The organism is Enterobacter sp. MGH120, from assembly GCF_001037725.1.
Taxonomy (GTDB): domain Bacteria; phylum Pseudomonadota; class Gammaproteobacteria; order Enterobacterales; family Enterobacteriaceae; genus Enterobacter; species Enterobacter hormaechei_C.
Genome location: NZ_KQ089940.1, coordinates 2,319,022 through 2,341,444 on the forward strand (window position 1 = coordinate 2,319,022; position 22,423 = coordinate 2,341,444).

20 protein-coding genes are annotated in these 22,423 nt (G+C 56.4%); 14 read left to right on the forward strand and 6 right to left on the reverse strand.

The genetic code is table 11. The annotated features are described in order from the left end of the window. Positions 1–229 precede the first annotated feature (229 nt). From aspS to ruvB, 6 genes are all read left to right on the forward strand, one after another. Positions 230–2,002 (forward strand): aspartate--tRNA ligase, encoded by a 1,773-nt coding sequence (gene aspS / locus SK54_RS10915; protein WP_017384352.1) that lies wholly within the window; start codon positions 230–232, stop codon positions 2,000–2,002. Between the two features lies 1 nt (position 2,003). Continuing rightward, on the forward strand, positions 2,004–2,447 hold the full coding sequence (nudB, locus tag SK54_RS10920) for a dihydroneopterin triphosphate diphosphatase (RefSeq protein WP_006811037.1): 444 nt from the start codon (positions 2,004–2,006) through the stop codon (positions 2,445–2,447). A 27-nt stretch (positions 2,448–2,474) separates the two neighbouring features. Then, on the forward strand, positions 2,475–3,215 hold the full coding sequence (locus SK54_RS10925) for a YebC/PmpR family DNA-binding transcriptional regulator (protein WP_003859747.1): 741 nt from the start codon (positions 2,475–2,477) through the stop codon (positions 3,213–3,215). Between the two features lie 34 nt (positions 3,216–3,249). After that, complete coding sequence (gene ruvC / locus SK54_RS10930; RefSeq protein WP_003859749.1) at positions 3,250–3,771, forward strand: crossover junction endodeoxyribonuclease RuvC; 522 nt, start codon at positions 3,250–3,252, stop codon at positions 3,769–3,771. Positions 3,772–3,851: 80 nt separating this feature from the next. After that, the gene (gene ruvA, locus SK54_RS10935; RefSeq protein WP_003859751.1) at positions 3,852–4,466 is read left to right on the forward strand and encodes a Holliday junction branch migration protein RuvA; all 615 of its coding nucleotides are present in this window, start codon (positions 3,852–3,854) and stop codon (positions 4,464–4,466) included. 8 nt (positions 4,467–4,474) lie between these two features. Continuing rightward, positions 4,475–5,485, forward strand: a complete 1,011-nt coding sequence (ruvB, locus tag SK54_RS10940) for a Holliday junction branch migration DNA helicase RuvB (protein WP_003859753.1) — start codon at positions 4,475–4,477, stop codon at positions 5,483–5,485. Positions 5,486–5,537: 52 nt separating this feature from the next. Here the strand turns inward: ruvB and znuB are convergent, their stop codons facing one another. Both znuB and znuC read right to left on the reverse strand, forming a co-directional pair. Then, positions 5,538–6,323: a zinc ABC transporter permease subunit ZnuB gene (gene znuB / locus SK54_RS10945; protein ID WP_015570280.1), complete on the reverse strand. Its 786-nt coding sequence runs from the start codon at positions 6,321–6,323 to the stop codon at positions 5,538–5,540. Then, entirely contained in the window at positions 6,320–7,075 is a 756-nt protein-coding gene (gene znuC / locus SK54_RS10950; protein ID WP_023296807.1) for a zinc ABC transporter ATP-binding protein ZnuC, read from the reverse strand. The genes znuB and znuC overlap by 4 nt, the downstream gene beginning before the upstream one ends. A gap of 77 nt (positions 7,076–7,152) precedes the next feature. On the opposite strand from znuC, the gene znuA reads away from it, so the two are divergent. The 3 genes from znuA (at position 7,153) to lpxM (ending at position 10,521) form a co-directional block, all read left to right on the forward strand. Then, entirely contained in the window at positions 7,153–8,097 is a 945-nt protein-coding gene (znuA, locus tag SK54_RS10955) for a zinc ABC transporter substrate-binding protein ZnuA (protein ID WP_032103662.1), read from the forward strand. A gap of 15 nt (positions 8,098–8,112) precedes the next feature. After that, positions 8,113–9,432 carry a murein DD-endopeptidase MepM gene (gene mepM, locus SK54_RS10960; RefSeq protein ID WP_003859762.1) on the forward strand — a complete coding sequence of 440 codons (1,320 nt, stop codon included), beginning with the start codon at positions 8,113–8,115 and terminating at the stop codon, positions 9,430–9,432. Between the two features lie 117 nt (positions 9,433–9,549). Continuing rightward, positions 9,550–10,521 carry a lauroyl-Kdo(2)-lipid IV(A) myristoyltransferase gene (gene lpxM / locus SK54_RS10965; protein WP_015570283.1) on the forward strand — a complete coding sequence of 324 codons (972 nt, stop codon included), beginning with the start codon at positions 9,550–9,552 and terminating at the stop codon, positions 10,519–10,521. Between the two features lie 43 nt (positions 10,522–10,564). Here lpxM and pyk read toward each other — a convergent pair whose 3' ends face one another. Continuing rightward, entirely contained in the window at positions 10,565–12,007 is a 1,443-nt protein-coding gene (gene pyk / locus SK54_RS10970) for a pyruvate kinase (RefSeq protein ID WP_003859767.1), read from the reverse strand. A 114-nt stretch (positions 12,008–12,121) separates the two neighbouring features. Next, positions 12,122–12,991, reverse strand: a complete 870-nt coding sequence (locus tag SK54_RS10975) for a MurR/RpiR family transcriptional regulator (RefSeq protein WP_003859769.1) — start codon at positions 12,989–12,991, stop codon at positions 12,122–12,124. A 356-nt stretch (positions 12,992–13,347) separates the two neighbouring features. Here SK54_RS10975 and zwf point away from each other — a divergent pair, with 356 nt between their 5' ends. The 3 genes from zwf (at position 13,348) to kdgA (ending at position 17,549) form a co-directional block, all read left to right on the forward strand. Beyond that, positions 13,348–14,823, forward strand: coding sequence for a glucose-6-phosphate dehydrogenase (gene zwf, locus SK54_RS10980; RefSeq protein WP_003859771.1), 1,476 nt, complete (start codon positions 13,348–13,350; stop codon positions 14,821–14,823). 233 nt (positions 14,824–15,056) lie between these two features. Next, positions 15,057–16,868, forward strand: a complete 1,812-nt coding sequence (gene edd, locus SK54_RS10985) for a phosphogluconate dehydratase (protein ID WP_017384346.1) — start codon at positions 15,057–15,059, stop codon at positions 16,866–16,868. Positions 16,869–16,907: 39 nt separating this feature from the next. Further along, entirely contained in the window at positions 16,908–17,549 is a 642-nt protein-coding gene (kdgA, locus tag SK54_RS10990) for a bifunctional 4-hydroxy-2-oxoglutarate aldolase/2-dehydro-3-deoxy-phosphogluconate aldolase (protein ID WP_003859774.1), read from the forward strand. Positions 17,550–17,623: 74 nt separating this feature from the next. Here the strand turns inward: kdgA and purT are convergent, their stop codons facing one another. Continuing rightward, on the reverse strand, positions 17,624–18,802 hold the full coding sequence (gene purT / locus SK54_RS10995) for a formate-dependent phosphoribosylglycinamide formyltransferase (RefSeq protein ID WP_039270547.1): 1,179 nt from the start codon (positions 18,800–18,802) through the stop codon (positions 17,624–17,626). A 171-nt stretch (positions 18,803–18,973) separates the two neighbouring features. Here purT and SK54_RS11000 point away from each other — a divergent pair, with 171 nt between their 5' ends. Next, on the forward strand, positions 18,974–19,624 hold the full coding sequence (locus SK54_RS11000; protein ID WP_039270548.1) for a tellurite resistance TerB family protein: 651 nt from the start codon (positions 18,974–18,976) through the stop codon (positions 19,622–19,624). A 75-nt stretch (positions 19,625–19,699) separates the two neighbouring features. After that, positions 19,700–21,775, forward strand: a complete 2,076-nt coding sequence (gene ptrB, locus SK54_RS11005; RefSeq protein WP_017693247.1) for an oligopeptidase B — start codon at positions 19,700–19,702, stop codon at positions 21,773–21,775. Here ptrB and exoX read toward each other — a convergent pair. Further along, a complete protein-coding gene (gene exoX / locus SK54_RS11010) occupies positions 21,757–22,419 on the reverse strand; it encodes an exodeoxyribonuclease X (RefSeq protein WP_039270549.1) in 663 nt (220 codons plus the stop codon). The two genes, ptrB and exoX, sit on opposite strands and share 19 nt — an antisense overlap. Positions 22,420–22,423: the final 4 nt, after the last annotated feature.

Sequence of the window (22,423 nt, forward strand, 5' to 3'; positions counted from 1 at the left end):
CTTACGACGTGATGGCCTGTTATCGGTCGGATAATTTTGTTAATTTTTGTGAGAATAGGCAATAAGAGTTCAGCAAACGCGCGTCAGGCCGTGCTTCGCTCTTATCGTGCGGCAGAATTTCCAGTATAATAGCCGCCTTTTTTCATCCAGTTGTGACATACAGAAAGCTGCGACATCGTAGCCTGCGAGACAGGCGACAATCAGCCTGCGGCTAATTAAGGGATATCTCATGCGTACAGAATATTGCGGGCAGCTGCGTCAGTCCCACGTCGGGCAGCAGGTCACCCTGTGTGGTTGGGTCAATCGTCGTCGCGATCTTGGTAGCCTTATCTTTATTGATATGCGTGACCGCGAAGGTATCGTTCAGGTGTTCTTCGATCCGGATCGCGCTGATGCGTTGAAGCTGGCTTCTGAGCTGCGCAATGAGTTCTGCATTCAGGTGACGGGCACCGTGCGTGCGCGTGACGAGAAAAACGTCAACGCCGACATGGCGACCGGCGCAATCGAAGTGCTGGCGTCCGATCTGACGATCATCAACCGCGCGGAAGCGCTGCCGCTGGACTCCAACCACGTCAACACCGAAGAAGCGCGTCTGAAATACCGCTACCTGGATCTGCGTCGTCCGGAAATGGCTCAGCGCCTGAAAACCCGTGCGAAAATCACCAGCCTGGTGCGCCGTTTTATGGATGACCACGGTTTCCTTGATATCGAAACCCCGATGCTGACCAAAGCCACGCCGGAAGGCGCGCGCGACTACCTGGTGCCATCCCGCGTCCATAAAGGCAAATTCTACGCGCTGCCGCAGTCACCACAGCTTTTCAAACAGCTGCTGATGATGTCCGGCTTCGATCGCTACTATCAGATCGTGAAATGCTTCCGCGACGAAGACCTGCGCGCTGACCGTCAGCCAGAATTTACCCAGATCGATGTGGAAACCTCCTTCATGACCGCTGAGCAGGTGCGTGAGGTGATGGAAGCCCTGGTGCGTAGCCTGTGGAACGACGTGAAAGGCGTTGAGCTGGGCGATTTCCCTGTCATGACCTTCGCGGAAGCCGAGCGTCGCTACGGTTCTGACAAACCAGACCTGCGTAACCCGATGGAGCTGGTGGACGTGGCAGACCTGGTGAAAGCCGTTGAGTTCGCGGTCTTTGCTGGCCCGGCTAACGATCCGAAAGGCCGCGTGGCTGCCCTGCGCGTTCCGGGCGGTGCTGCCCTGAGCCGTAAGCAGATTGACGACTACGGCAACTTCATCAAGATCTACGGCGCGAAAGGTCTGGCCTATATTAAAGTAACCGAGCGTGCAAAAGGTCTGGAAGGCATCACCAGCCCGGTGGCGAAATTCCTGAATGCGGACATCGTGGAAGCGATCCTTGAGCGCACCGGCGCGCAGGATGGCGACATGATCTTCTTCGGCGCAGACAACAAGAAAGTGGTTGCGGATGCGATGGGCGCGCTGCGTCTGAAGCTTGGCAAAGACCTGAACCTGACCGACGAAAGCAAATGGGCGCCGCTGTGGGTAATCGACTTCCCGATGTTTGAAGACGACGGTGAAGGCGGCCTGACCGCGATGCACCACCCGTTCACCTCGCCAAAAGAGATGACGGCGGCAGAGCTGAAAGCGGCGCCGGAAGACGCGGTGGCAAACGCCTACGATATGGTCATCAACGGCTACGAAGTGGGCGGCGGTTCCGTGCGTATTCACAGCGGTGAAATGCAGCAGACCGTGTTCGGCATTCTGGGCATTAACGAGCAGGAGCAGCGCGAGAAGTTTGGCTTCCTGCTGGACGCCCTGAAGTACGGTACCCCTCCGCATGCGGGTCTGGCCTTCGGTCTTGACCGTCTGACCATGCTGCTGACCGGCACCGACAACATCCGTGATGTGATCGCCTTCCCGAAAACCACCGCAGCGGCGTGTCTGATGACTGAAGCGCCAAGCTTTGCCAACCCGGCCGCGCTGGCTGAGTTGGGCATTGAGGTGGTGAAGAAGGAAGAGAAAAACTGATATGGCATATAAGCGTCCCGTTTCGGTTCTGGTGGTCATTTATGCAGAAGACACGAAGCGGGTGCTGATGTTGCAGCGGCGCGACGATCCGGATTTCTGGCAGTCGGTTACCGGCAGCCTGGAAGAGGGGGAGACCGCGCCGCAGGCCGCCGCGCGTGAAGTAAAGGAAGAGGTCGCCATTGACGTTGCTCGCGAGCAACTGACCCTGAAGGACTGTCAGCGCACGGTGGAGTTTGAAATTTTTAGCCATTTACGTCATCGCTATGCACCGGGAATTGAGCGCAATACAGAATCGTGGTTCTGCCTTGCGCTTCCCCATGAGCGGGAGATCGTGTTCACGGAACACCTGACCTACCGCTGGGTGAATGCGGCGGATGCCGCCGCACTGACCAAGTCGTGGAGCAACCGGCAGGCGATTGAAGAATTTGTAATTAACGCTGCCTGAGAAGGCGCGATTTTTGGAGAACTTTTTATGGCAGGTCATAGTAAGTGGGCCAACACCAAACACCGCAAAGCGGCACAGGATGCCAAACGCGGTAAAATCTTTACCAAAATCATTCGTGAGCTGGTGACAGCGGCGCGTTTGGGCGGCGGCGATCCGGCCTCTAACCCACGTCTGCGCGCGGCGGTGGATAAAGCCCTGTCCAACAACATGACGCGTGACACCCTGAACCGTGCCATCGCACGTGGCGTGGGCGGTGATGAAGACGCGAACATGGAAACCATCATTTATGAAGGTTACGGTCCTGGCGGTACGGCGGTGATGGTTGAGTGTCTGTCCGACAACCGTAATCGTACCGTTGCGGAAGTGCGTCACGCGTTCACCAAAACTGGCGGCAACCTGGGCACTGACGGTTCTGTAGCGTACCTGTTCAGCAAAAAAGGCGTCATCTCCTTCGAGAAAGGCGACGAAGATGCGATCATGGAAGCGGCGCTGGAAGCCGGTGCGGAAGACGTGGTGACCTACGACGACGGTGCTATTGATGTTTACACCGCATGGGAAGAGATGGGTGCCGTGCGCGATGCGCTGGAAGCGGCTGGCCTGAAGGCGGATAACGCTGAAGTCTCCATGATCCCGTCTACCAAAGCGGACATGGATGCGGAAACCGCACCGAAACTGCTGCGTCTGATCGACATGCTCGAAGACTGCGACGACGTGCAGGAAGTGTATCACAACGGTGAAATCTCTGATGAGGTTGCAGCGACTCTCTGATGAGAGCCTGTAAACCGTTTACGGGAGACGCGTGATGTCGATTATTCTCGGGATTGACCCCGGCTCACGCGTCACCGGCTATGGCGTTATCCGTCAGGTGGGACGCCAGCTAACCTACCTCGGCAGCGGCTGTATTCGCACCAAAGTGGACGATCTGCCGTCGCGCCTGAAGCTCATCTATGCGGGCGTGTCGGAGATCATCACCCAGTTCCAGCCGGACTATTTCGCCATCGAGCAGGTCTTTATGGCGAAAAACGCTGACTCGGCGTTAAAGCTCGGTCAGGCGCGCGGCGTGGCGATTGTTGCCGCCGTGAACCAGGATCTGCCGGTGTTTGAGTACGCGGCCCGTCAGGTTAAGCAGACGGTGGTGGGCATTGGTAGCGCGGAGAAAAGCCAGGTGCAGCACATGGTGCGTACCCTGCTGAAGCTCCCTGCGAACCCGCAGGCCGACGCCGCGGATGCGCTGGCCATTGCGATTACCCACTGTCACGTCAGCCAGAATGCGATGCAAATGAGCGAGTCGCGGCTCAATCTGGCGCGAGGCAGGTTACGATAATGACAAATCAGGCTGGATGTTTATCCAGCCTTTTTTTATTATGTCGGCAGATAATTTCTTCCAGAACGCAGGAGCGTCACGTGATAGGCAGACTCAGAGGCATCATCATTGAAAAACAACCCCCGTTAGTGCTGCTGGAGGTGGGTGGCGTGGGCTATGAAGTCCATATGCCGATGACCTGCTTCTATGAGCTGCCGGAGGCGGGCAAAGAGGCGGTTGTCTTTACCCAGTTTGTGGTGCGTGAAGATGCTCAGCTGCTGTACGGCTTCAATAACAAACAGGAACGCACACTGTTCCGCGAATTGATTAAAACCAACGGCGTCGGGCCGAAGCTGGCCCTGGCGATTCTGTCCGGTATGTCAGCGCCACAGTTTGTGAACGCCGTTGAGCGTGAAGATCCAGCTGCGTTAATTAAACTTCCGGGCATCGGGAAGAAAACCGCCGAGCGCCTGATTGTCGAGATGAAGGACCGCTTCAAAGGTCTGCATGGCGATCTGTTCACGCCGGCAGCCGATCTGGTGCTGACTTCCCCGGGCGCGCCTGCATCGGATGATGATGCCGAGCAGGAAGCGGTTGCCGCGCTGGTGGCGCTGGGCTATAAACCTCAGGAGGCCAGCCGGATGGTGAGCAAAATTGCTAAACCGGATGCCAGCAGTGAAACTCTGATTCGTGAAGCGCTGCGCGCTGCATTGTGAGGTAAAGGATGATTGAAGCAGACCGCCTGGTATCGGCAGGCACTATTCAACCAGATGACGTGGTGGATCGCGCGATCCGTCCCAAATTGCTGGATGAGTACATCGGCCAGCCGCAGGTTCGTTCTCAGATGGAGATTTTCATCCAGGCGGCAAAGCTGCGCGGCGATGCGCTCGATCACCTGCTGATTTTTGGGCCGCCGGGGTTAGGTAAAACCACCCTGGCGAATATCGTCGCCAATGAAATGGGCGTTAACCTGCGTACCACCTCCGGCCCGGTACTGGAGAAAGCAGGGGACCTGGCGGCGATGCTGACCAACCTCGAACCGCATGACGTGCTGTTTATCGATGAGATCCACCGTCTTTCACCGGTGGTGGAGGAAGTGCTCTATCCGGCAATGGAGGATTACCAGCTGGATATCATGATCGGTGAAGGCCCGGCCGCGCGCTCGATCAAAATCGATCTGCCGCCGTTTACCCTGATTGGCGCCACGACCCGCGCCGGCTCTCTGACCTCTCCGCTACGCGACCGGTTTGGTATCGTGCAGCGTCTGGAGTTTTATCAGGTGCCCGACCTTCAGCATATTGTAGGGCGCAGCGCGCGCTACATGGGGCTGGATATGAGCGAAGAGGGGGCGTTTGAAGTGGCGAAGCGCTCCCGCGGTACGCCGCGTATCGCCAACCGCCTGCTGCGCCGGGTGCGTGACTTTGCCGAGGTGAAGCACGACGGCACCATATCGGCCGAGATCGCCGCCCAGGCGCTGGATATGCTGAATGTCGATGCCGAAGGTTTTGACTACATGGACCGTAAGCTGCTGCTGGCGGTGCTGGATAAGTTCTTTGGCGGGCCAGTAGGGCTGGATAACCTGGCGGCGGCAATTGGCGAAGAGCGTGAGACTATCGAGGACGTGCTGGAGCCGTATCTGATCCAGCAGGGCTTCTTGCAGCGTACCCCGCGTGGTCGTATGGCAACGGTGCGGGCGTGGAATCATTTCGGCATTACGCCGCCCGCGATGCCGTAAGCAGCGATAAATTGTAGCCCCGGTAAGCGAAGCGCCACCGGGGACATGCTGACTACTGCGCGGTCTTTTTCATCATACTGAAAATAAACAACACCGCCGCGCACAGTACCACCGACGGCCCCGCTGGCGTGTCATAAAACGCCGAGAAGGTTAACCCGCCCGTCACCGCAATCATTCCGATAATCACCGCGATACCGGCCATTTGCTCCGGCGTACGCGCAAAACGGCGCGCAGTGGCGGCAGGAATTATCAGCAGCGACGTGATGATCAGCGCGCCAACAAATTTCATCGCCACGCCGATGGTTAACGCCGTCACCAGCATCAACAGCAGCTTCACGCGCTGAAGCTTCACGCCATCGACAAAGGCCAGATCCGGACTGACGGTCATAGCCAGTAAATTCCGCCACTGCCACAGCAGGATCCCGAGCACCACCGCCACGCCAATGGCAATGGAAATGAGATCTTCGGGCGTGACGGCCAGCAGATCGCCAAACAGGTAGGCCATCAGATCTACGCGGATGTTTGACATCAGGCTCACTACCACCAGGCCCAGCGACAGGGCGCTGTGCGCCATAATGCCGAGCAGGGTATCAATTGCCAGGTGAGGGCGTTTTTCCAGCCAGACCAGACCGGCAGCCAGCAGCAGCGTGACGACAATCACCGCATAAAACGGGTTCACGTCCAGTAACAAACCAAACGCCACACCCAGCAATGAAGCATGGGCCAGCGTATCGCCGAAATAGGACATTCTGCGCCAGACGACAAACGAGCCGAGTGGACCCGCGGCGCAGGCAAGCATAATCCCGGCCAGCCAGCCGGGCAGTAACAGTTCAATCATGAGTGTCCATTTCCCCGACGCAGGACGATTCGTCCCTGTAAATCATGGCGGTGATTGTGATTATGACGATAGATGCCCAGCTGCTCGGCGCCACGATGGCCAAACATAGAGATAAATTCCGGATGCATTGACACCACTTCTGGCGTGCCGGAACAACAAATGTGATGGTTCAGGCACAGCACTTCGTCGGTTTTGGCCATCACCAGGTGCAGATCATGGGACACCATCAGCACCGCGCAGTTTAGCTCCCGACGGAGCTGGTCAATCAGATCGTACAGCGCAACCTGACCGTTGACGTCAACACCCTGCGTCGGCTCGTCCAGGACCAGCAGCTGAGGGCTGCTGAGCAGGGCGCGGGCAAGTAATACGCGCTGGGTTTCACCGCCCGACAGCTTTTGCAAGGGCGCCTCAACAAGATGTCCCGCCTGAACGCGTTTCAGCGCCGGGAGGATATCCGCTTTACGCGTACCGGGACGGAGGCGCAGGAAGCGGCTCACCGTCAGGGGCAGGGTGGCATCGAGGTGTAATTTTTGCGGCACATAGCCGATACGCAACTTGTCTTGGCGGACGATAACACCTGCGTCAGGGGCTACCAGGCCTAATACGACGCGTACCAGCGTCGACTTGCCTGCACCGTTAGGGCCGAGCAGCGTGAGTATTTTGCCGGGCTTCAGATTCAGCGACACCTCAGAAAGGACGCGGCGCTGGCCGAATGAGACCGAAACATTTTCAAGAGAAACTAAAGTCGTCATGTCAATTTAAGCTTGCAGAAGTCATCGAATGTTATAATATCACATTCCACGCATTCATTACGATGATTAGTCGCATTATGTTACAGAAAAATACGCTTCTTTTCGCAGCTTTATCCGCTGCTCTTTGGGGTACAACAGCACAAGATGTTAACGCCGCCGTTGTCGCTTCGCTTAAACCGCTTGGATTTATCGCCTCTGCCATCGCGGATGGGGTCACTGAGACCCAGGTTCTGCTGCCTGATGGTGCTTCCGAGCATGATTATTCCCTGCGTCCATCTGATGTAAAACGCTTACAGAACGCGGACTTAGTGGTCTGGATTGGTCCTGAGATGGAAGCGTTCATGCAGAAGTCAGCCAGTCAGCTTCCCGCTGAGAAACAGGTGACGATTGCCGGGCTGTCCGGCGTGAAACCGTTACTCATGAAAGGAGCTGAGGACGAGGGTGACGAACACGACCACGACCATGCTCACGGTGAAAAAGGTGACGACCATCACCATCACGGCGAATACAACATGCATCTCTGGCTCTCCCCAGAGATAGCGCGGCTTACAGCGGTTGCAATCCACGACAAATTAGTGGAACTTATGCCGCAAAGTCGAATCAAACTCGACGCCAACCTGAAGGATTTTGAGGCTCAATTAGCCGCAACCGACAAACAGGTGGGTAACGAGCTCGCACCGCTTAAAGGAAAAGGGTACTTTGTTTTTCATGATGCCTACGGGTATTACGAGAAACATTACGGTCTGACCCCGCTGGGGCATTTTACCGTCAACCCTGAAATTCAGCCTGGTGCGCAGCGTTTACATGAAATCAGAACACAGTTGGTTGAGCAAAAAGCGACATGCGTTTTTGCTGAGCCACAGTTCAGGCCAGCGGTCGTAGAAGCCGTGGCCAGGGGAACATCCGTGCGCATGGGAACCCTTGACCCGCTAGGTACGAACATCCAGTTGAGCAAAGCGAGCTATTCGCAGTTCCTCAGCCAACTGGCGAATCAGTATGCGAGCTGCCTGAAAGGAGATTAACGAGGAAGTGAATACGTGCAACAGATAGCCCGCTCTGTCGCCCTGGCATTTAACAATCTGCCTCGACCCCACCGCGTTATGCTGGGGTCGCTTACAGTTCTCACATTAGCGGTCGCCGTCTGGCGGCCCTATGTTTACCACCCGAGTTCCGCCCCAATCATTAAAACCATCGAACTGGAGAAGAGCGAGATCCGCTCTCTGCTGCCTGAGGCCAGCGAGCCTATCGATCAGGCCGCTCAGGAAGATGAAGCGATTCCCCAGGATGAGCTGGATGACAAGATCCAGAATGAAGCCGGCATTCATGAATATGTTGTTTCTACTGGCGATACGCTGAGCAGCGTCCTGAACCAGTACGGTATCGACATGGGCAACATCAGCCAGCTCGCCGCATCCGATAAAGAGCTGCGTAACCTGAAAATTGGTCAGCAGCTTTCCTGGACCCTAACGCCCGACGGCGATCTGCAACGTCTGACCTGGGAGATGTCCCGTCGCGAAACCCGCACCTACGATCGCACTGCAAACGGTTTCAAAATGACCAGCGAATTGCAGCAGGGCGACTGGGTTAACAGCGTCATGAAAGGGACCGTCGGCGGCAGCTTTGTTTCCAGCGCACGCGATGCCGGCCTGACCAGCGCTGAAATCAGCTCGGTGATCAAAGCCATGCAGTGGCAGATGGATTTCCGCAAACTGAAAAAAGGCGATCAGTTCTCTGTCCTGATGTCCCGCGAAATGCTGGACGGTAAGCGCGAGCAGAGCCAACTGGTGGGCGTTCGTCTGCGTTCAGACGGCAAAGACTACTACGCCATTCGCGCGGAAGACGGTAAGTTCTATGACCGCAGCGGTACGGGTCTGGCAAAAGGCTTCCTGCGTTTCCCAACGGCGAAACAGTTCCGCGTCTCCTCCAACTTCAACCCGCGTCGTCTGAACCCGGTAACTGGCCGCGTAGCGCCGCACCGTGGCGTTGACTTCGCCATGCCGCAGGGCACGCCAGTGCTGGCGGTAGGGGATGGTGAAGTGGTCATGGCGAAACGCAGCGGTGCTGCTGGCTACTACGTTGCTATTCGTCACGGTCGTACGTACACCACCCGCTACATGCACCTGCGTAAACTGCTGGTCAAACCGGGCCAGAAAGTGAAACGTGGCGATCGCATCGCGTTGTCCGGTAACACCGGCCGGTCGACGGGGCCGCACCTGCACTACGAAGTGTGGATCAACCAGCAGGCAGTTAACCCGCTGACGGCAAAACTGCCGCGCACCGAAGGGCTGACCGGCAAAGATCGCAAAGATTACCTGGCGCAGGTGAAAGAGGTGATGCCGCAGCTGCGCTTCGACTAAGCTCTCCTGATTTAAAAAGCCGGCGTCAGTATGCGCCGGCTTTTTCTTTTGTGCGCGGGCGGCAGCCTCGCTACACTATCCGAATATATTTTTGCGTCACCAGACCCTGGAACCCGCATGGAAACCAAAAAAAACAATATTGAGTACATTCCCGAGTTTGAAAAATCTTTTCGCCACCCGCGTAACTGGGGCGCCTGGCTTGGCGTATACGCGTTTGCTGGCATGGCGTTGCTACCTGCTTCCCTCCGCGATCCGGTGCTCGGCAAAGTGGGGCGCCTGGCAGGGCGCTTAGGTAAAAGCGCACGCCGCCGCGCGCAAATAAATCTGTTGTACTGTTTTCCGGATAAAAGCGACGCCGAACGCGAAGCAATCATTGATGACATGTATACCACCGCGCCACAGGCCATGGCGATGATGGCGGAACTGGCGCTGAAAGGGCCGGAGAAGATCGTCGAACGCGTTGACTGGAAAGGGCTGGAGATCATCGACGAGATGCGTCGCAATGATGAAAAGGTGATTTTCCTGGTGCCGCACGGCTGGGGGGTAGACATTCCGGCGATGTTAATGGCGTCGCAGGGCCAGAAAATGGCGGCGATGTTCCATAATCAGGGAAACAAAATCTACGACTTCGTCTGGAATACCGTGCGCCGTCGCTTTGGCGGGCGTTTGCACGCCCGAAACGATGGCATTAAGCCTTTCATTCAGTCGGTACGTCAGGGTTACTGGGGCTACTATCTGCCCGATCAGGACCACGGCCCGGAACACAGCGAGTTTGTCGATTTCTTCGCAACCTATAAAGCTACGCTACCCGCGATTGGTCGCCTGATGAAAGTCTGCCGCGCCCGCGTGATCCCACTGTTCCCGGTTTATGACGGTAAAACGCATCGCCTGAGCATTGAGGTACGTCCGCCGATGGACGATCTGCTGACCGCAGACGATCACACCATCGCACGTCGCATGAATGAAGAGGTGGAGGTGCTGGTGGGGCCGCATAAGGAGCAATATACGTGGATCCTGAAGCTGCTCAAAACGCGTAAACCTGGCGAAACAGAGCCGTACAAGCGTAAAGAGCTTTTCCCGAAGAAATAGGAAACCTTCACCCCTCTCCCCTTAGGGGAGAGGGGATTGGAGCTTACTCTACGGTCAGTACGCGGGTGGTATTGGTTGAGCCGATGGTGCTCATCACGTCACCCTGCGTCACGATAACGATATCACCGGATACCAGATAACCTTTGTCGCGCAGCAGGTTCACGGCATCGTGCGCGGCGGCCACGCCGTCGTTGGTGCTGTCGAAGTATACTGGCGTCACGCCGCGATACAGCGCCGTCAGGTTCAGCGTACGCTCGTGACGGGACATGGCGAAGATCGGCAGACCGGAGCTGATACGGGACGTCATTAGCGCGGTACGGCCAGATTCGGTCATGGTGATGATCGCCGTGACCCCTTTCAGGTGGTTGGCTGCGTACATCGCAGACATCGCAATCGCTTCTTCCACATTGTCGAACTGGATATCCAGGCGGTGCTTGGAGACGTTAATGCTTGGGATCTTCTCTGCACCCAGGCACACGCGCGCCATGGCGGCCACGGTTTCTGCCGGATACTGACCTGCCGCGGTTTCCGCTGACAGCATCACCGCATCGGTACCATCCAGCACGGCGTTCGCCACGTCCATGACTTCCGCACGGGTTGGCATTGGATTGGTGATCATGGATTCCATCATCTGGGTGGCGGTGATCACCGCGCGGTTCAGCTGACGCGCGCGACGGATCAGCGCTTTCTGGATACCGACCAGTTCAGGATCGCCAATTTCCACGCCCAGGTCACCACGGGCAACCATCACCACGTCAGACGCCAGGATCACGTCGTCCATCGCGTCCTGATCGCAGACCGCTTCAGCGCGTTCCACTTTCGCAACGATTTTCGCATCGCAGCCTGCATCGCGCGCCAGGCGGCGAGCATAGTTCAGATCTTCGCCGCAGCGCGGGAAGGAGACGGCCAGGTAATCCACGCCGATCTGCGCTGCGGTCACGATATCCGCTTTGTCTTTATCGGTCAGCGCTTCGGCAGACAGGCCACCGCCGAGTTTGTTGATGCCTTTGTTGTTGGAGAGCGGGCCGCCGACGGTCACTTCGGTGAATACCTTCATACCCTGAACTTCCAGCACTTTCAGCTGTACGCGTCCGTCGTCCAGCAGCAGGATGTCGCCAGGCACAACGTCAGCAGGCAGACCTTTGTAGTCGATACCCACTTTTTCCTTATCGCCTTCGCCTTTACTCAGGTTGGCATCCAGCAGGAATTTATCGCCGATGTTGAGGAAGACTTTGCCTTCTTTAAAGGTCGATACGCGGATTTTTGGACCTTGCAGGTCACCGAGGATAGCAACATGGCGGCCCAGTTTAGCTGCGATTTCACGCACTTTGTCGGCACGTAATTTATGGTCTTCTGGCGTACCGTGAGAGAAGTTCATGCGCACCACGTTGGCACCCGCGGCGATAATCTTTTCGAGGTTATTATCGCGGTCGGTGGCCGGGCCTAAGGTGGTGACGATCTTGGTTCTGCGAAGCCTTCTGGACATGTAATACTCCGTTGACTGAAACAACTTTGGTGTTGCGTGAACATAGAATCGGCCTTCATCTATCGCAAGGCAGTAGCGAGGGGACCGAATGCCGTAAATCGTACATCGTAGTTATTAGGGAACATCGCTCTTTATAAGCAATTCTTTATCAAAACGCGATTCTTTCAGGGCTTCCTTGACCCGCTTCAAGTTATCCCGGAATTTTGCGCCCCGGCGTAAGGTAAAACCGGTCGCCAGCACGTCGATGACCGTCAACTGCGCCAGGCGGGAGACCATCGGCATGTACATGTCGGTGTCCTCCGGTACGTCCAGGGTAATGGCGAGCGTCGCTTCCCGGGCCAGCGGCGTACCTGCCGTCGTCAGGGCGATGACCATCGCATCGTTGTCACGCGCGAGCTGCGCCAGCTCCACCTGGCTCTTGGTGCGGCCCGTATGGGAGATGAGTACCACGACATCATCTTCACTACAATTCATACAGCTCATGCGTTGCAGCACAATGTCATCGGAGTAAATCACCGGCACGTTAAAGCGAAAGAACTTATTCATGGCGTCATGCGCCACGGCGGCGGACGAGCCAAGGCCAAAGAAGGCAATCCGTTTGGCCTGCGTGAGAAGATCGACCGCGCGATTCACTGAACTCATGTCCAGAGACTGGCGAACGTGGTCGAGCGTGGCCATAGCCGATTCAAATATTTTTGCGGTGTAAGCATCAACGCTGTCGTCTTCATCTACATTGCGATTAACATACGGGGTGCCGTTTGCCAGACTTTGGGCCAGATGCAGTTTAAAATCAGGAAAGCCGCGCGTGTCCAGACTACGACAGAATCGATTGACCGTCGGTTCGCTGACGCCCGATTCCTGTGCCAGAGCGGCGATGCTTGAATGAATCGCCTGAGCGGGCGCGGCGAGAATAACTTCAGCCACTTTGCGCTCGGATTTGCTAAGGTGTTCCAGTTGAAACTGGATTTTTTCCAGCATGTTCATTGTTAACAAGACGCTCATGAGGGCATAAACGATTTCATAAAGAGATGAAATCTTGATTCGATTTAGCCGATATTACCCCCGGGACTCCCGAAAGGGTAATCGTCGACAAGAAATGTTGTTGTTTTTTTTCATTACTTGATCGACGTCGGGTTTTGCTCTGACCCTGTTGCGCAAAGAATCGACGTTTGTTGCGTCATCAGACGGGCGTAATGGCCCGGGCGACGAAAAATTACCGTATCGCACGCGACGTTAAGCGCTAATGGTTTCAGGAAACGCGTAAAAGCAGTACAGTGCATTGTAATAAAATTACAACGATACCTGGCAGAGTACCAGGCGATCTAACTGAGGAGAATGACATGGCGGTAACGCAAACAGCCCAGGCATGTGACCTGGTCATTTTCGGCGCTAAAGGCGATCTTGCACGCCGAAAATTGCTGCCTTCCCTGTATCAGCTCGAAAAAGCGGGCCAGATCCATCCCGATACCCGGATCCTTGGGGTAGGACGCGCAGACTGGGATAAGGAGGCTTATACCAAAGTCGTGCGCGAGGCGCTCGAAACGTTCATGAAAGAGAAAATCGATGAAAGCCTTTGGGATAAGCTGAGCGGGCGTCTCGATTTCTGCAACCTGGACGTCAACGATGTAGGCGCCTTTACCCGTCTGGGTGAAATGCTTGACCAGGAAAATCGTGTCACTATTAACTATTTCGCCATGCCGCCAAGCACCTTCGGCGCCATCTGCAAAGGTCTGGGCGAGGCGAAGCTGAACGCCAAACCGGCGCGCGTGGTGATGGAGAAACCGCTGGGTACGTCGCTGGCGACCTCGCGTGAAATCAACGACCAGGTGGGCGAGTTCTTTGAGGAGTGTCAGGTTTACCGTATTGACCACTATCTGGGCAAAGAGACGGTACTGAACCTGCTGGCGCTGCGTTTTGCCAACTCCCTGTTCGTGAACAACTGGGACAACCGCACTATCGACCACGTGGAAATTACCGTGGCGGAAGAGGTGGGCATCGAAGGCCGTTGGGGCTACTTCGACCAGGCCGGCCAGATGCGTGACATGATCCAGAACCACCTGCTGCAAATTCTGTGCATGATTGCCATGTCTCCACCGTCAGATCTGACGGCCGACAGCATTCGTGACGCCAAAGTGAAAGTGCTGAAATCACTGCGCCGTATTGACCGCTCCAACGTGCGTGAGAAAACCGTGCGCGGCCAGTACACCGCAGGTTTTGCCCAGGGGAAAAAAGTTCCTGGCTATCTGGAAGAAGAGGGCGCGAACAAGTCCAGCAACACCGAGACGTTTGTGGCGATCCGTGTGGATATCGACGACTGGCGCTGGGCCGGTGTGCCGTTCTACCTGCGTACCGGTAAACGTCTGCCAGCAAAATGCTCCGAAGTGGTGGTCTACTTCAAAAATCCGGAACTGAACCTGTTCAAAGAATCCTGGCAGGAACTGCCGCAGAACAAACTGACCATCCGTCTGCAACCGGACGAGGGTGTGGATATTCAGATCCTCAACAAAGTGCCGGGCCTTGATCACAAACACAACCTGCAAACTACCAAGCTGGACCTGAGCTACTCTGAAACCTTCAACCAGACGCATCTCGCCGATGCTTACGAGCGTCTGCTGCTGGAAACCATGCGTGGTATCCAGGCGCTGTTCGTCCGCCGCGATGAAGTGGAAGAGGCGTGGAAGTGGGTCGACTCTATCACCGAAGCGTGGGCAGCCGATCAGGACGCGCCAAAACCGTATCAGGCGGGAACATGGGGACCTGTCGCCTCCGTTGCGATGATCACCCGTGATGGACGCTCCTGGAACGAGTTTGAATAACCACTTTCTCTAGCCCAAAGGTGTTATTTTACCGGTAACATGATCTAACACAGCAAGTGGCATAATTTTTATCTTTTAAGCTCCGCGTGGATTCACCCGCGGAGCTTTTTTTATTACACTCCCTTCAGACATTTTGCCCCTGTGCTCCGGATATCAGGCGTTTCAGCGTTGTTAACAACCGTCAGAAACTGTGTAAACTCCCGAGCCTGGACAGATAAATTAGAGGAGCTTTTATGAATCCGACATTGTTACGCGTAACACAACGCATCGTTGAACGCTCGAAAGAGACCCGTGCTGCCTACCTTGCCCGCATCGAACAGGCGAAGAGTGAAACTGTCCATCGCTCTCAGCTGGCCTGCGGGAATCTGGCCCACGGCTTTGCGGCCTGCCAGCCTGGTGATAAAGACGCGCTGAAAAGCATGTTGCGTAACAATATCGCCATCATTACCTCCTATAACGACATGCTTTCAGCCCACCAGCCGTATGAGGCCTACCCGGCTATCATCCGCAATGCGCTGCACAGCGTGAACGCGGTGGGCCAGGTTGCAGGCGGCGTGCCGGCCATGTGTGATGGCGTAACCCAGGGCCAGGACGGTATGGAGCTGTCCTTGCTGAGCCGCGAAGTGATCGCCATGTCGGCGGCAGTGGGCCTCTCTCACAACATGTTTGATGGCGCGCTCTATCTGGGCGTGTGCGACAAAATCGTCCCGGGGCTGGTGATGGCCGCGCTGTCGTTTGGCCATCTGCCAGCGATTTTTGTGCCGTCAGGCCCGATGGCTAGTGGTCTGCCAAACAAGGAAAAAGTCCGTATCCGCCAGCTGTATGCCGAAGGAAAAGCGGACCGTCAGGCACTGCTGGAAGCGGAAGCCGCGTCCTATCATGCGCCGGGCACCTGTACGTTCTACGGTACGGCCAACACCAACCAGATGGTGGTGGAGTTTATGGGTATGCAGCTGCCGGGCTCGTCGTTCATCCAGCCGGATGCGCCACTGCGTAAAGCGCTGACCGAAGCCGCAGCCCGTCAGGTGACGCGCCTGACCGGTAACGGCAACGAGTGGATGCCAATGGGCAAAATGGTGGATGAAAAAGTCATCGTAAACGGGATTGTCGCCCTGCTGGCGACCGGCGGTTCAACCAACCATACCATGCACCTTGTCGCGATGGCGCGCGCGGCGGGCATTCTGATCAACTGGGATGACTTCTCCGATATCTCCTCCGTGGTACCGCTGATGGCGCGTCTGTACCCGAACGGTCCGGCGGACATCAACCACTTCCAGGCCGCGGGCGGCGTGCCGGTGCTGATGCGCGAGCTGCTGAAAGGCGGCCTGCTGCATGAGGATGTCAACACGGTGGCGGGCTTTGGCCTGCATCGCTATACCCTTGAACCCTGGCTGAACAACGGTGAGCTGGACTGGCGCGAAGGGGCGAGCGACTCGCTCGATCCTCAGGTTATCGCAACCTTCGAACAGCCGTTCTCTCCTCACGGCGGCACCAAAGTGCTGAGCGGTAACCTTGGACGTGCCGTGATGAAAACCTCTGCCGTGCCGGAAGAGAATCAGGTTATCGAAGCCCCGGCGGTGGTGTTTGAAAGCCAGCACGACGTTTTACCTGCCTTTGACGCGGGTCTGCTTGATAAAGACTGTGTGGTCGTGGTGCGTCATCAGGGACCAAAAGCGAACGGGATGCCAGAATTACATAAACTTATGCCGCCGCTTGGTGTATTATTGGACCGCCGTTTCAAAATCGCACTGGTAACCGATGGACGCCTTTCAGGGGCATCCGGTAAAGTGCCTTCAGCGATTCATGTCACCCCGGAAGCCTACGACGGCGGCCTGCTGGCGAAAGTGCGTGATGGTGACATGATCCGCGTTAACGGTCAGACAGGCGAGTTAACCCTGCTGGTGGATGAAGCAGAGCTGGCGGCGCGTCAGCCACATATTCCTGACCTGAGCGCGTCACGCGTGGGTACCGGACGCGAAATGTTTGGTGCGTTGCGTGAGAAACTCTCCGGTGCGGAGCAGGGCGCAACCTGTATTACGTTTTAAGACGACTTGATTTTAACGATCTGGCGAGAGAAAACTCTGATGAAAAACTGGAAAACAAGTGCAGAAGCAATCCTGACCACTGGCCCTGTCGTGCCGGTTATTGTGGTAAACAAACTGGAGCACGCTGTCCCAATGGCGAAGGCACTGGTTGCGGGTGGCGTTCGCGTTCTGGAAGTGACCCTGCGTACCGCCTGTGCGATGGATGCGATCCGTGCTATCGCCAAAGAAGTGCCGGAAGCGATCATTGGTGCCGGTACGGTTCTGAATGCGCAGCAGCTGGCGGAAGTGACCGAAGCGGGCGCACAGTTTGCCATCAGCCCGGGGCTGACTGAGCCGCTACTGAAAGCCGCAACCGAAGGTTCTATTCCGCTGATCCCGGGTATCAGCACCGTTTCTGAACTGATGCTGGGCATGGACTACGGCCTGAAAGAGTTCAAATTCTTCCCGGCTGAAGCGAACGGCGGCACCAAAGCGTTGCAGGCCATTGCGGGCCCATTCTCCCAGGTGCGTTTCTGCCCAACGGGCGGCATCTCTCCGGCCAACTACCGTGACTATCTGGCGCTGAAAAGCGTGCTGTGCATCGGCGGCTCCTGGCTGGTTCCGGCGGATGCGCTGGAAGCAGGCGACTGGGATCGCATCACTAAACTGGCTCGCGAAGCGGTAGAAGGCGCGAAACAGTAAGTTTGTTTGCCGGGTGTCGGCTGCGCCTAACCCGGCCAGCCAGACAGTTAAAACGGGCCTTTCGGCCCGTTTTTTTATCCTGCTACGCTGACGTTCGCAGCCGCTCTTTTTGCTCTCGCGACGGCTTCGTCCACATTTTCCCCGGTCGCTAATGCCACGCCCAGACGACGGCTTCCGTCGATCTCCGGTTTGCCGAACAGCCGGACCTGCAAGCCTGCGCCAACCGCACCTTCGACGTTATCAAAGGTGACATTCTGGCTGGTCAGCTGCGGCAGGATCACCGCCGAGGCTGCCGGGCCGTACTGACGGATGCCGCCAACCGGCAGGCCGAGGAAAGCGCGTACATGCAGCGCGAACTCAGAGAGATCCTGTGAAATCAGCGTAACCATCCCGGTATCGTGCGGACGAGGGGAGACTTCGCTGAAGATCACCTCGTCGCCGCAAACAAACAATTCCACGCCGAACAGGCCGTAGCCGCCCAGCGCCAGCACCGTCTTGCGGGCGATCTCCTGTGCGCGTGCCAGCGCCAGCGCGCTCATCTGCTGCGGCTGCCAGGATTCGCGATAATCGCCGTCTTCCTGCCGATGACCAATCGGGTCGCAGAAATAAACGCCATCCACGGCGCTGACGGTGAGCAGGGTAATTTCAAAATCAAACTTCACCACGCCTTCCACGATGACGCGCCCGGCCCCGGCTCGGCCTCCCTGCTGGGCATAGTCCCAGGCGTTGTCCAGCGTGCTGCTGTCGCGGATAAAGCTCTGCCCTTTGCCGGAGGAGCTCATTACCGGCTTAATGATGCACGGGTAGCCAATCTCCTCTACGGCCTGGAGAAACGCAGCTTTATCCCCGGTAAAACGGTAGCTGGAGGTCGGGAGCTGTAATTCTTCTGCCGCCAGGCGACGAATGCCTTCCCGGTTCATGGTCAGTTTTGCCGCAGTGGCGCAGGGCACCACGCGCTGGCCTTCCTGTTCAAGGGCAATCAACATCTCAGTGGCAATGGCCTCAATTTCAGGTACCACGAAATCCGGTTTTTCGTCGGCAATTAACCCCCGCAGCGCATTACCGTCAAGCATATCGATGACGTGCGAGCGATGCGCGACGTGCATGGCGGGCGCATTCGCGTAACGGTCCACCGCAATCACTTCCACACCTAAACGCTGGCATTCAATGGCCACTTCTTTACCCAGTTCACCCGATCCCAACAGCATGACGCGCGTCGCGGCGGGACGCAGCGCGGTTCCTAAACGAGTCATAAAAATCCCCCTGAAAAAGATGCGGGCAGTATAAACGAAAACGTTTGCGTCTGTCTTGTATGGGGATAACCGGACAGCAGGGAAATTTGCGCTTCTTTAGTACTGACAGACATTTCCTGACACCCGCTCGCTTAGGCTGTGAAGGTTACGCACTGTTACGTGAGGAAAAATATGTCAGGCTGGATGAATCAACTGCAATCCCTGTTGGGACAAAAAGGCTCGTCGTCCGGCGAGCAGGGTCTGAGCAAGCTGCTGGTGCCGGGTGCGCTCGGCGGGCTGGCCGGTTTGCTGGTTGCCAATAAATCATCGCGGAAACTGCTTACCAAATACGGTACCGGCGCGCTGCTGGCGGGCGGAGGGGCTATTGCAGGCTCCGTCTTATGGAACAAATACAAAGACAAGGTGCGCAGCGCGCATCAGGATGAACCGCAGTACGGGAAGCAGGTATCGCCGTTAGATTTACGCACCGAGCGGTTGATCCTCGCCCTGGTCTTTGCGGCCAAGAGCGACGGGCATATTGATGTCATTGAACGTGCCGCAATTGAACAGCAGATGCGGGAAGCGGGCGTTGAGGAGCAGGGCAGGGCGCTGGTGGCGCAGGCCATCGAACAGCCGCTTGATCCGCAGCGTCTGGCGCAAAGCGTGAAAAACGAAGAAGAGGCGCTGGAACTCTATTTTCTGAGCTGTGCCGCCATCGATATCGATCACTTTATGGAGCGCAGCTACCTGAACGCCCTGGGCGATGCGCTGAAGATCCCACAGGACGTTCGTGAGGGAATTGAGCAGGATATTCAGCAGCAGAAGCAGACCCTCGTGGGCTAGAAGGCCATGTTTCGCTTGCATCATACGCGTGTTTTGCCAACCTTATAGGATGTAAAACGAAAAAGTAAGAATGCCATGCCTCCAAAAGCCCGACGTACTCCTTATGCGATCACCACGCATGGCGATACGCGTATCGATAACTACTACTGGCTGCGGGACGATTCTCGTTCCCGGCCAGAGGTGCTGGACTATCTGCACGAGGAAAACGACTATGGCCGCCAGGTCATGGCCAGCCAGCAGGCGCTTCAGGATCAACTTCTGAAGGAAATGGTGCAGCGTATCCCCCAGCGTGATGTCTCTGCCCCGTGGTGCAAAAACGGTTATCGCTATCGCCATATTTATGAGCCGGGAAACGAATATCCCATCTACCAGCGCCAGTCTGTGCTGAGCGCCGAGTGGGATGAATGGGAGATCCTGCTGGATGCTAACAAACGTGCGGCCCACAGTGAGTTTTATACGCTGGGCGGCATGTCCATTTCCCCCGATAACGCCATTATGGCGCTGGCTGAGGATTACCTCTCCCGCCGCCAGTACGGTTTGCGTTTCCGCAATCTTGAAACGGGAAACTGGTATCCCGAAATGCTGGATAATGTCTCCCCCGATTTTGTCTGGGGTAACGATTCAGAAACGGTCTACTACGTTAAAAAGCATGTCTCAACGCTGCTGCCTTATCAGGTCTGGCGTCATACGGTGGGGACCGATTCCGCCGACGATGAACTGGTGTATGAGGAAAAAGATGAGACGTTCTATGTCAGCCTGCACAAAACGTCGTCTCGCCACTACGTGATCATTTTCCTCTCCAGTGCCACCACCTCAGAAGTGCTGCTGCTGGATGCAGAGCTGCCGGATGCGCAGCCGCTGTGCTTCCTGCCGCGCCGTAAAGATCATGAGTACAGCCTGGATCACTTCCAGCACAGCTTTTACCTGCGTTCGAACCGCGAGGGCAAAAACTTTGGCCTTTATAAAACCAAAGTGCGCGATGAACGCAAATGGGAAGTGTTAATTCCCGCGCGCGATCAGGTGATGCTGGAGGGGTTCACCCTGTTTACCGACTGGCTGGTGGTGGAAGAGCGTCAGCGCGGACTGACCAGTATCCGCCAAATCAACCGCAAAACCCGCGAAGTGGTGGGCATTGCGTTCGATGACCCGGCTTACGTGACGTGGATCGGCTTTAACCCGGAACCGGAATCGTCCCGCCTGCGGTACGGCTATTCGTCGATGACCACCCCGGATACGTTGTTTGAACTGGATATGGACACCGGGCAGCGTCAGGTGATTAAACAGGCGGAGGTCCGGGGTTTTGAGTCGGAAAATTATCGCAGTGAGCACCTGTGGGTGACCGCACGCGACGGCGTTGAAGTCCCAGTGTCGCTCGTCTATCACAAGGCGCACTTCAACAAAGGTAAAAACCCCATCCTCGTCTATGGCTATGGCTCCTATGGATCCAGCATGGACGCCGATTTCAGCAGCAGCAGGCTGAGCCTGCTCGACCGCGGTTTTGTTTATGCGATTGCCCATATTCGCGGCGGCGGCGAGCTGGGTCAGCACTGGTATGAAGACGGAAAATTTCTCAAAAAGAAAAATACCTTTAATGACTACCTTGATGTTTGCGATGCGCTGATCGCGCAGGGTTATGGCGATCCGCAGCTCTGCTTTGGCATGGGGGGCAGCGCCGGGGGCATGCTTATGGGCGCCGTGATCAACCAGCGGCCTGAACTGTTTAAAGGCGTTATCGCCCAGGTGCCGTTTGTGGACGTGGTGACGACCATGCTGGATGAGTCCATTCCACTGACCACCGGGGAGTTTGAGGAGTGGGGGAACCCGCAGGATGAAACCTATTATCGCTACATGAAAGAGTACAGCCCGTACGATAACGTCGAGGCGAAAGCCTATCCGCATATGCTGGTGACCACCGGCCTGCACGATTCTCAGGTACAGTACTGGGAGCCCGCGAAATGGGTGGCGAAGTTGCGTGAGCTGAAAACTGACGATAATTTGCTGCTGCTGTGTACCGATATGGACTCGGGGCACGGAGGGAAATCAGGGCGATTTAAATCCTATGAAGGGGTGGCGCTGGAGTACGCCTTTTTGATTGGCCTGGCGCAGGATACGCTGCCAGGCCGGGCGGGGACTCAGGCTTCGCCTAAATAATGCTTCAGCGTCAGGCGCAGTTCCGGGCTCATTCTGTCGAGGTTGTTGTACAGCCAGCGCAGATAGCCCGGATCTTTGTCCGCCACTTCCGATACTGGCTTCCCGCGATATTTTCCGAACGTAAAGGTGGTCAGTAGCGCGGGGCGCCCGGTAATGGTCGCCATATCGTCTGGCGTCCAGCCGGAAGTATTCATGATATCAATCAGGAGCGCTGCGGTGATGTAGCAGTCGTAAAGAGCGCGGTGATGATGCAGCCCTTCCGGCGTCCGCACACTGAGTTTGCGCGACTTATACAGCGCCATATTGCTGTATTTGATCCCCGGCCAGAGACGGCGCGCCAGCTTCATAGTGCAAATCCATTCGCCGGGCATCTCCGGCAGCACGCGGCGGTCAAAGCTGGCGTTATGGGCCACATACCACTGGCTACCGTGGTATAGAGGGATGATCTCTTCAATCCACGGCTTGTCCGCCACCATCGATTCCGTAATGCGATGTATCGCCATCGCCTGCGCACTGATGGGACGATCCGGGCGCACCAGATGGCTCATGGGGTTGATTATCTTTCCATCAATCACGTCGACAGAAGCGACTTCCACAATTCCACCCTGCAAATCACAGGTTTCGGTATCGATAACGCGCAGCATTGAT

Excerpts from the sequence above, each read along its gene's own strand:
- aspS (WP_017384352.1), top strand. The coding sequence starts at position 230 with ATGCGTACAGAATATTGCGGGCAGCTGCGTCAGTCCCACGTCGGGCAG.
- nudB (WP_006811037.1), top strand. The coding sequence starts at position 2,004 with ATGGCATATAAGCGTCCCGTTTCGGTTCTGGTGGTCATTTATGCAGAA.
- SK54_RS10925 (WP_003859747.1), top strand. The coding sequence starts at position 2,475 with ATGGCAGGTCATAGTAAGTGGGCCAACACCAAACACCGCAAAGCGGCA.
- ruvC (WP_003859749.1), top strand. The coding sequence starts at position 3,250 with ATGTCGATTATTCTCGGGATTGACCCCGGCTCACGCGTCACCGGCTAT.
- ruvB (WP_003859753.1), top strand. The coding sequence starts at position 4,475 with ATGATTGAAGCAGACCGCCTGGTATCGGCAGGCACTATTCAACCAGAT.
- znuB (WP_015570280.1), bottom strand. The coding sequence starts at position 6,323 with ATGATTGAACTGTTACTGCCCGGCTGGCTGGCCGGGATTATGCTTGCC.
- znuC (WP_023296807.1), bottom strand. The coding sequence starts at position 7,075 with ATGACGACTTTAGTTTCTCTTGAAAATGTTTCGGTCTCATTCGGCCAG.
- znuA (WP_032103662.1), top strand. The coding sequence starts at position 7,153 with ATGTTACAGAAAAATACGCTTCTTTTCGCAGCTTTATCCGCTGCTCTT.
- lpxM (WP_015570283.1), top strand. The coding sequence starts at position 9,550 with ATGGAAACCAAAAAAAACAATATTGAGTACATTCCCGAGTTTGAAAAA.
- pyk (WP_003859767.1), bottom strand. The coding sequence starts at position 12,007 with ATGTCCAGAAGGCTTCGCAGAACCAAGATCGTCACCACCTTAGGCCCG.
- SK54_RS10975 (WP_003859769.1), bottom strand. The coding sequence starts at position 12,991 with ATGAACATGCTGGAAAAAATCCAGTTTCAACTGGAACACCTTAGCAAA.
- zwf (WP_003859771.1), top strand. The coding sequence starts at position 13,348 with ATGGCGGTAACGCAAACAGCCCAGGCATGTGACCTGGTCATTTTCGGC.
- edd (WP_017384346.1), top strand. The coding sequence starts at position 15,057 with ATGAATCCGACATTGTTACGCGTAACACAACGCATCGTTGAACGCTCG.
- kdgA (WP_003859774.1), top strand. The coding sequence starts at position 16,908 with ATGAAAAACTGGAAAACAAGTGCAGAAGCAATCCTGACCACTGGCCCT.
- purT (WP_039270547.1), bottom strand. The coding sequence starts at position 18,802 with ATGACTCGTTTAGGAACCGCGCTGCGTCCCGCCGCGACGCGCGTCATG.
- SK54_RS11000 (WP_039270548.1), top strand. The coding sequence starts at position 18,974 with ATGTCAGGCTGGATGAATCAACTGCAATCCCTGTTGGGACAAAAAGGC.
- ptrB (WP_017693247.1), top strand. The coding sequence starts at position 19,700 with ATGCCTCCAAAAGCCCGACGTACTCCTTATGCGATCACCACGCATGGC.
- exoX (WP_039270549.1), bottom strand. The coding sequence starts at position 22,419 with ATGCTGCGCGTTATCGATACCGAAACCTGTGATTTGCAGGGTGGAATT.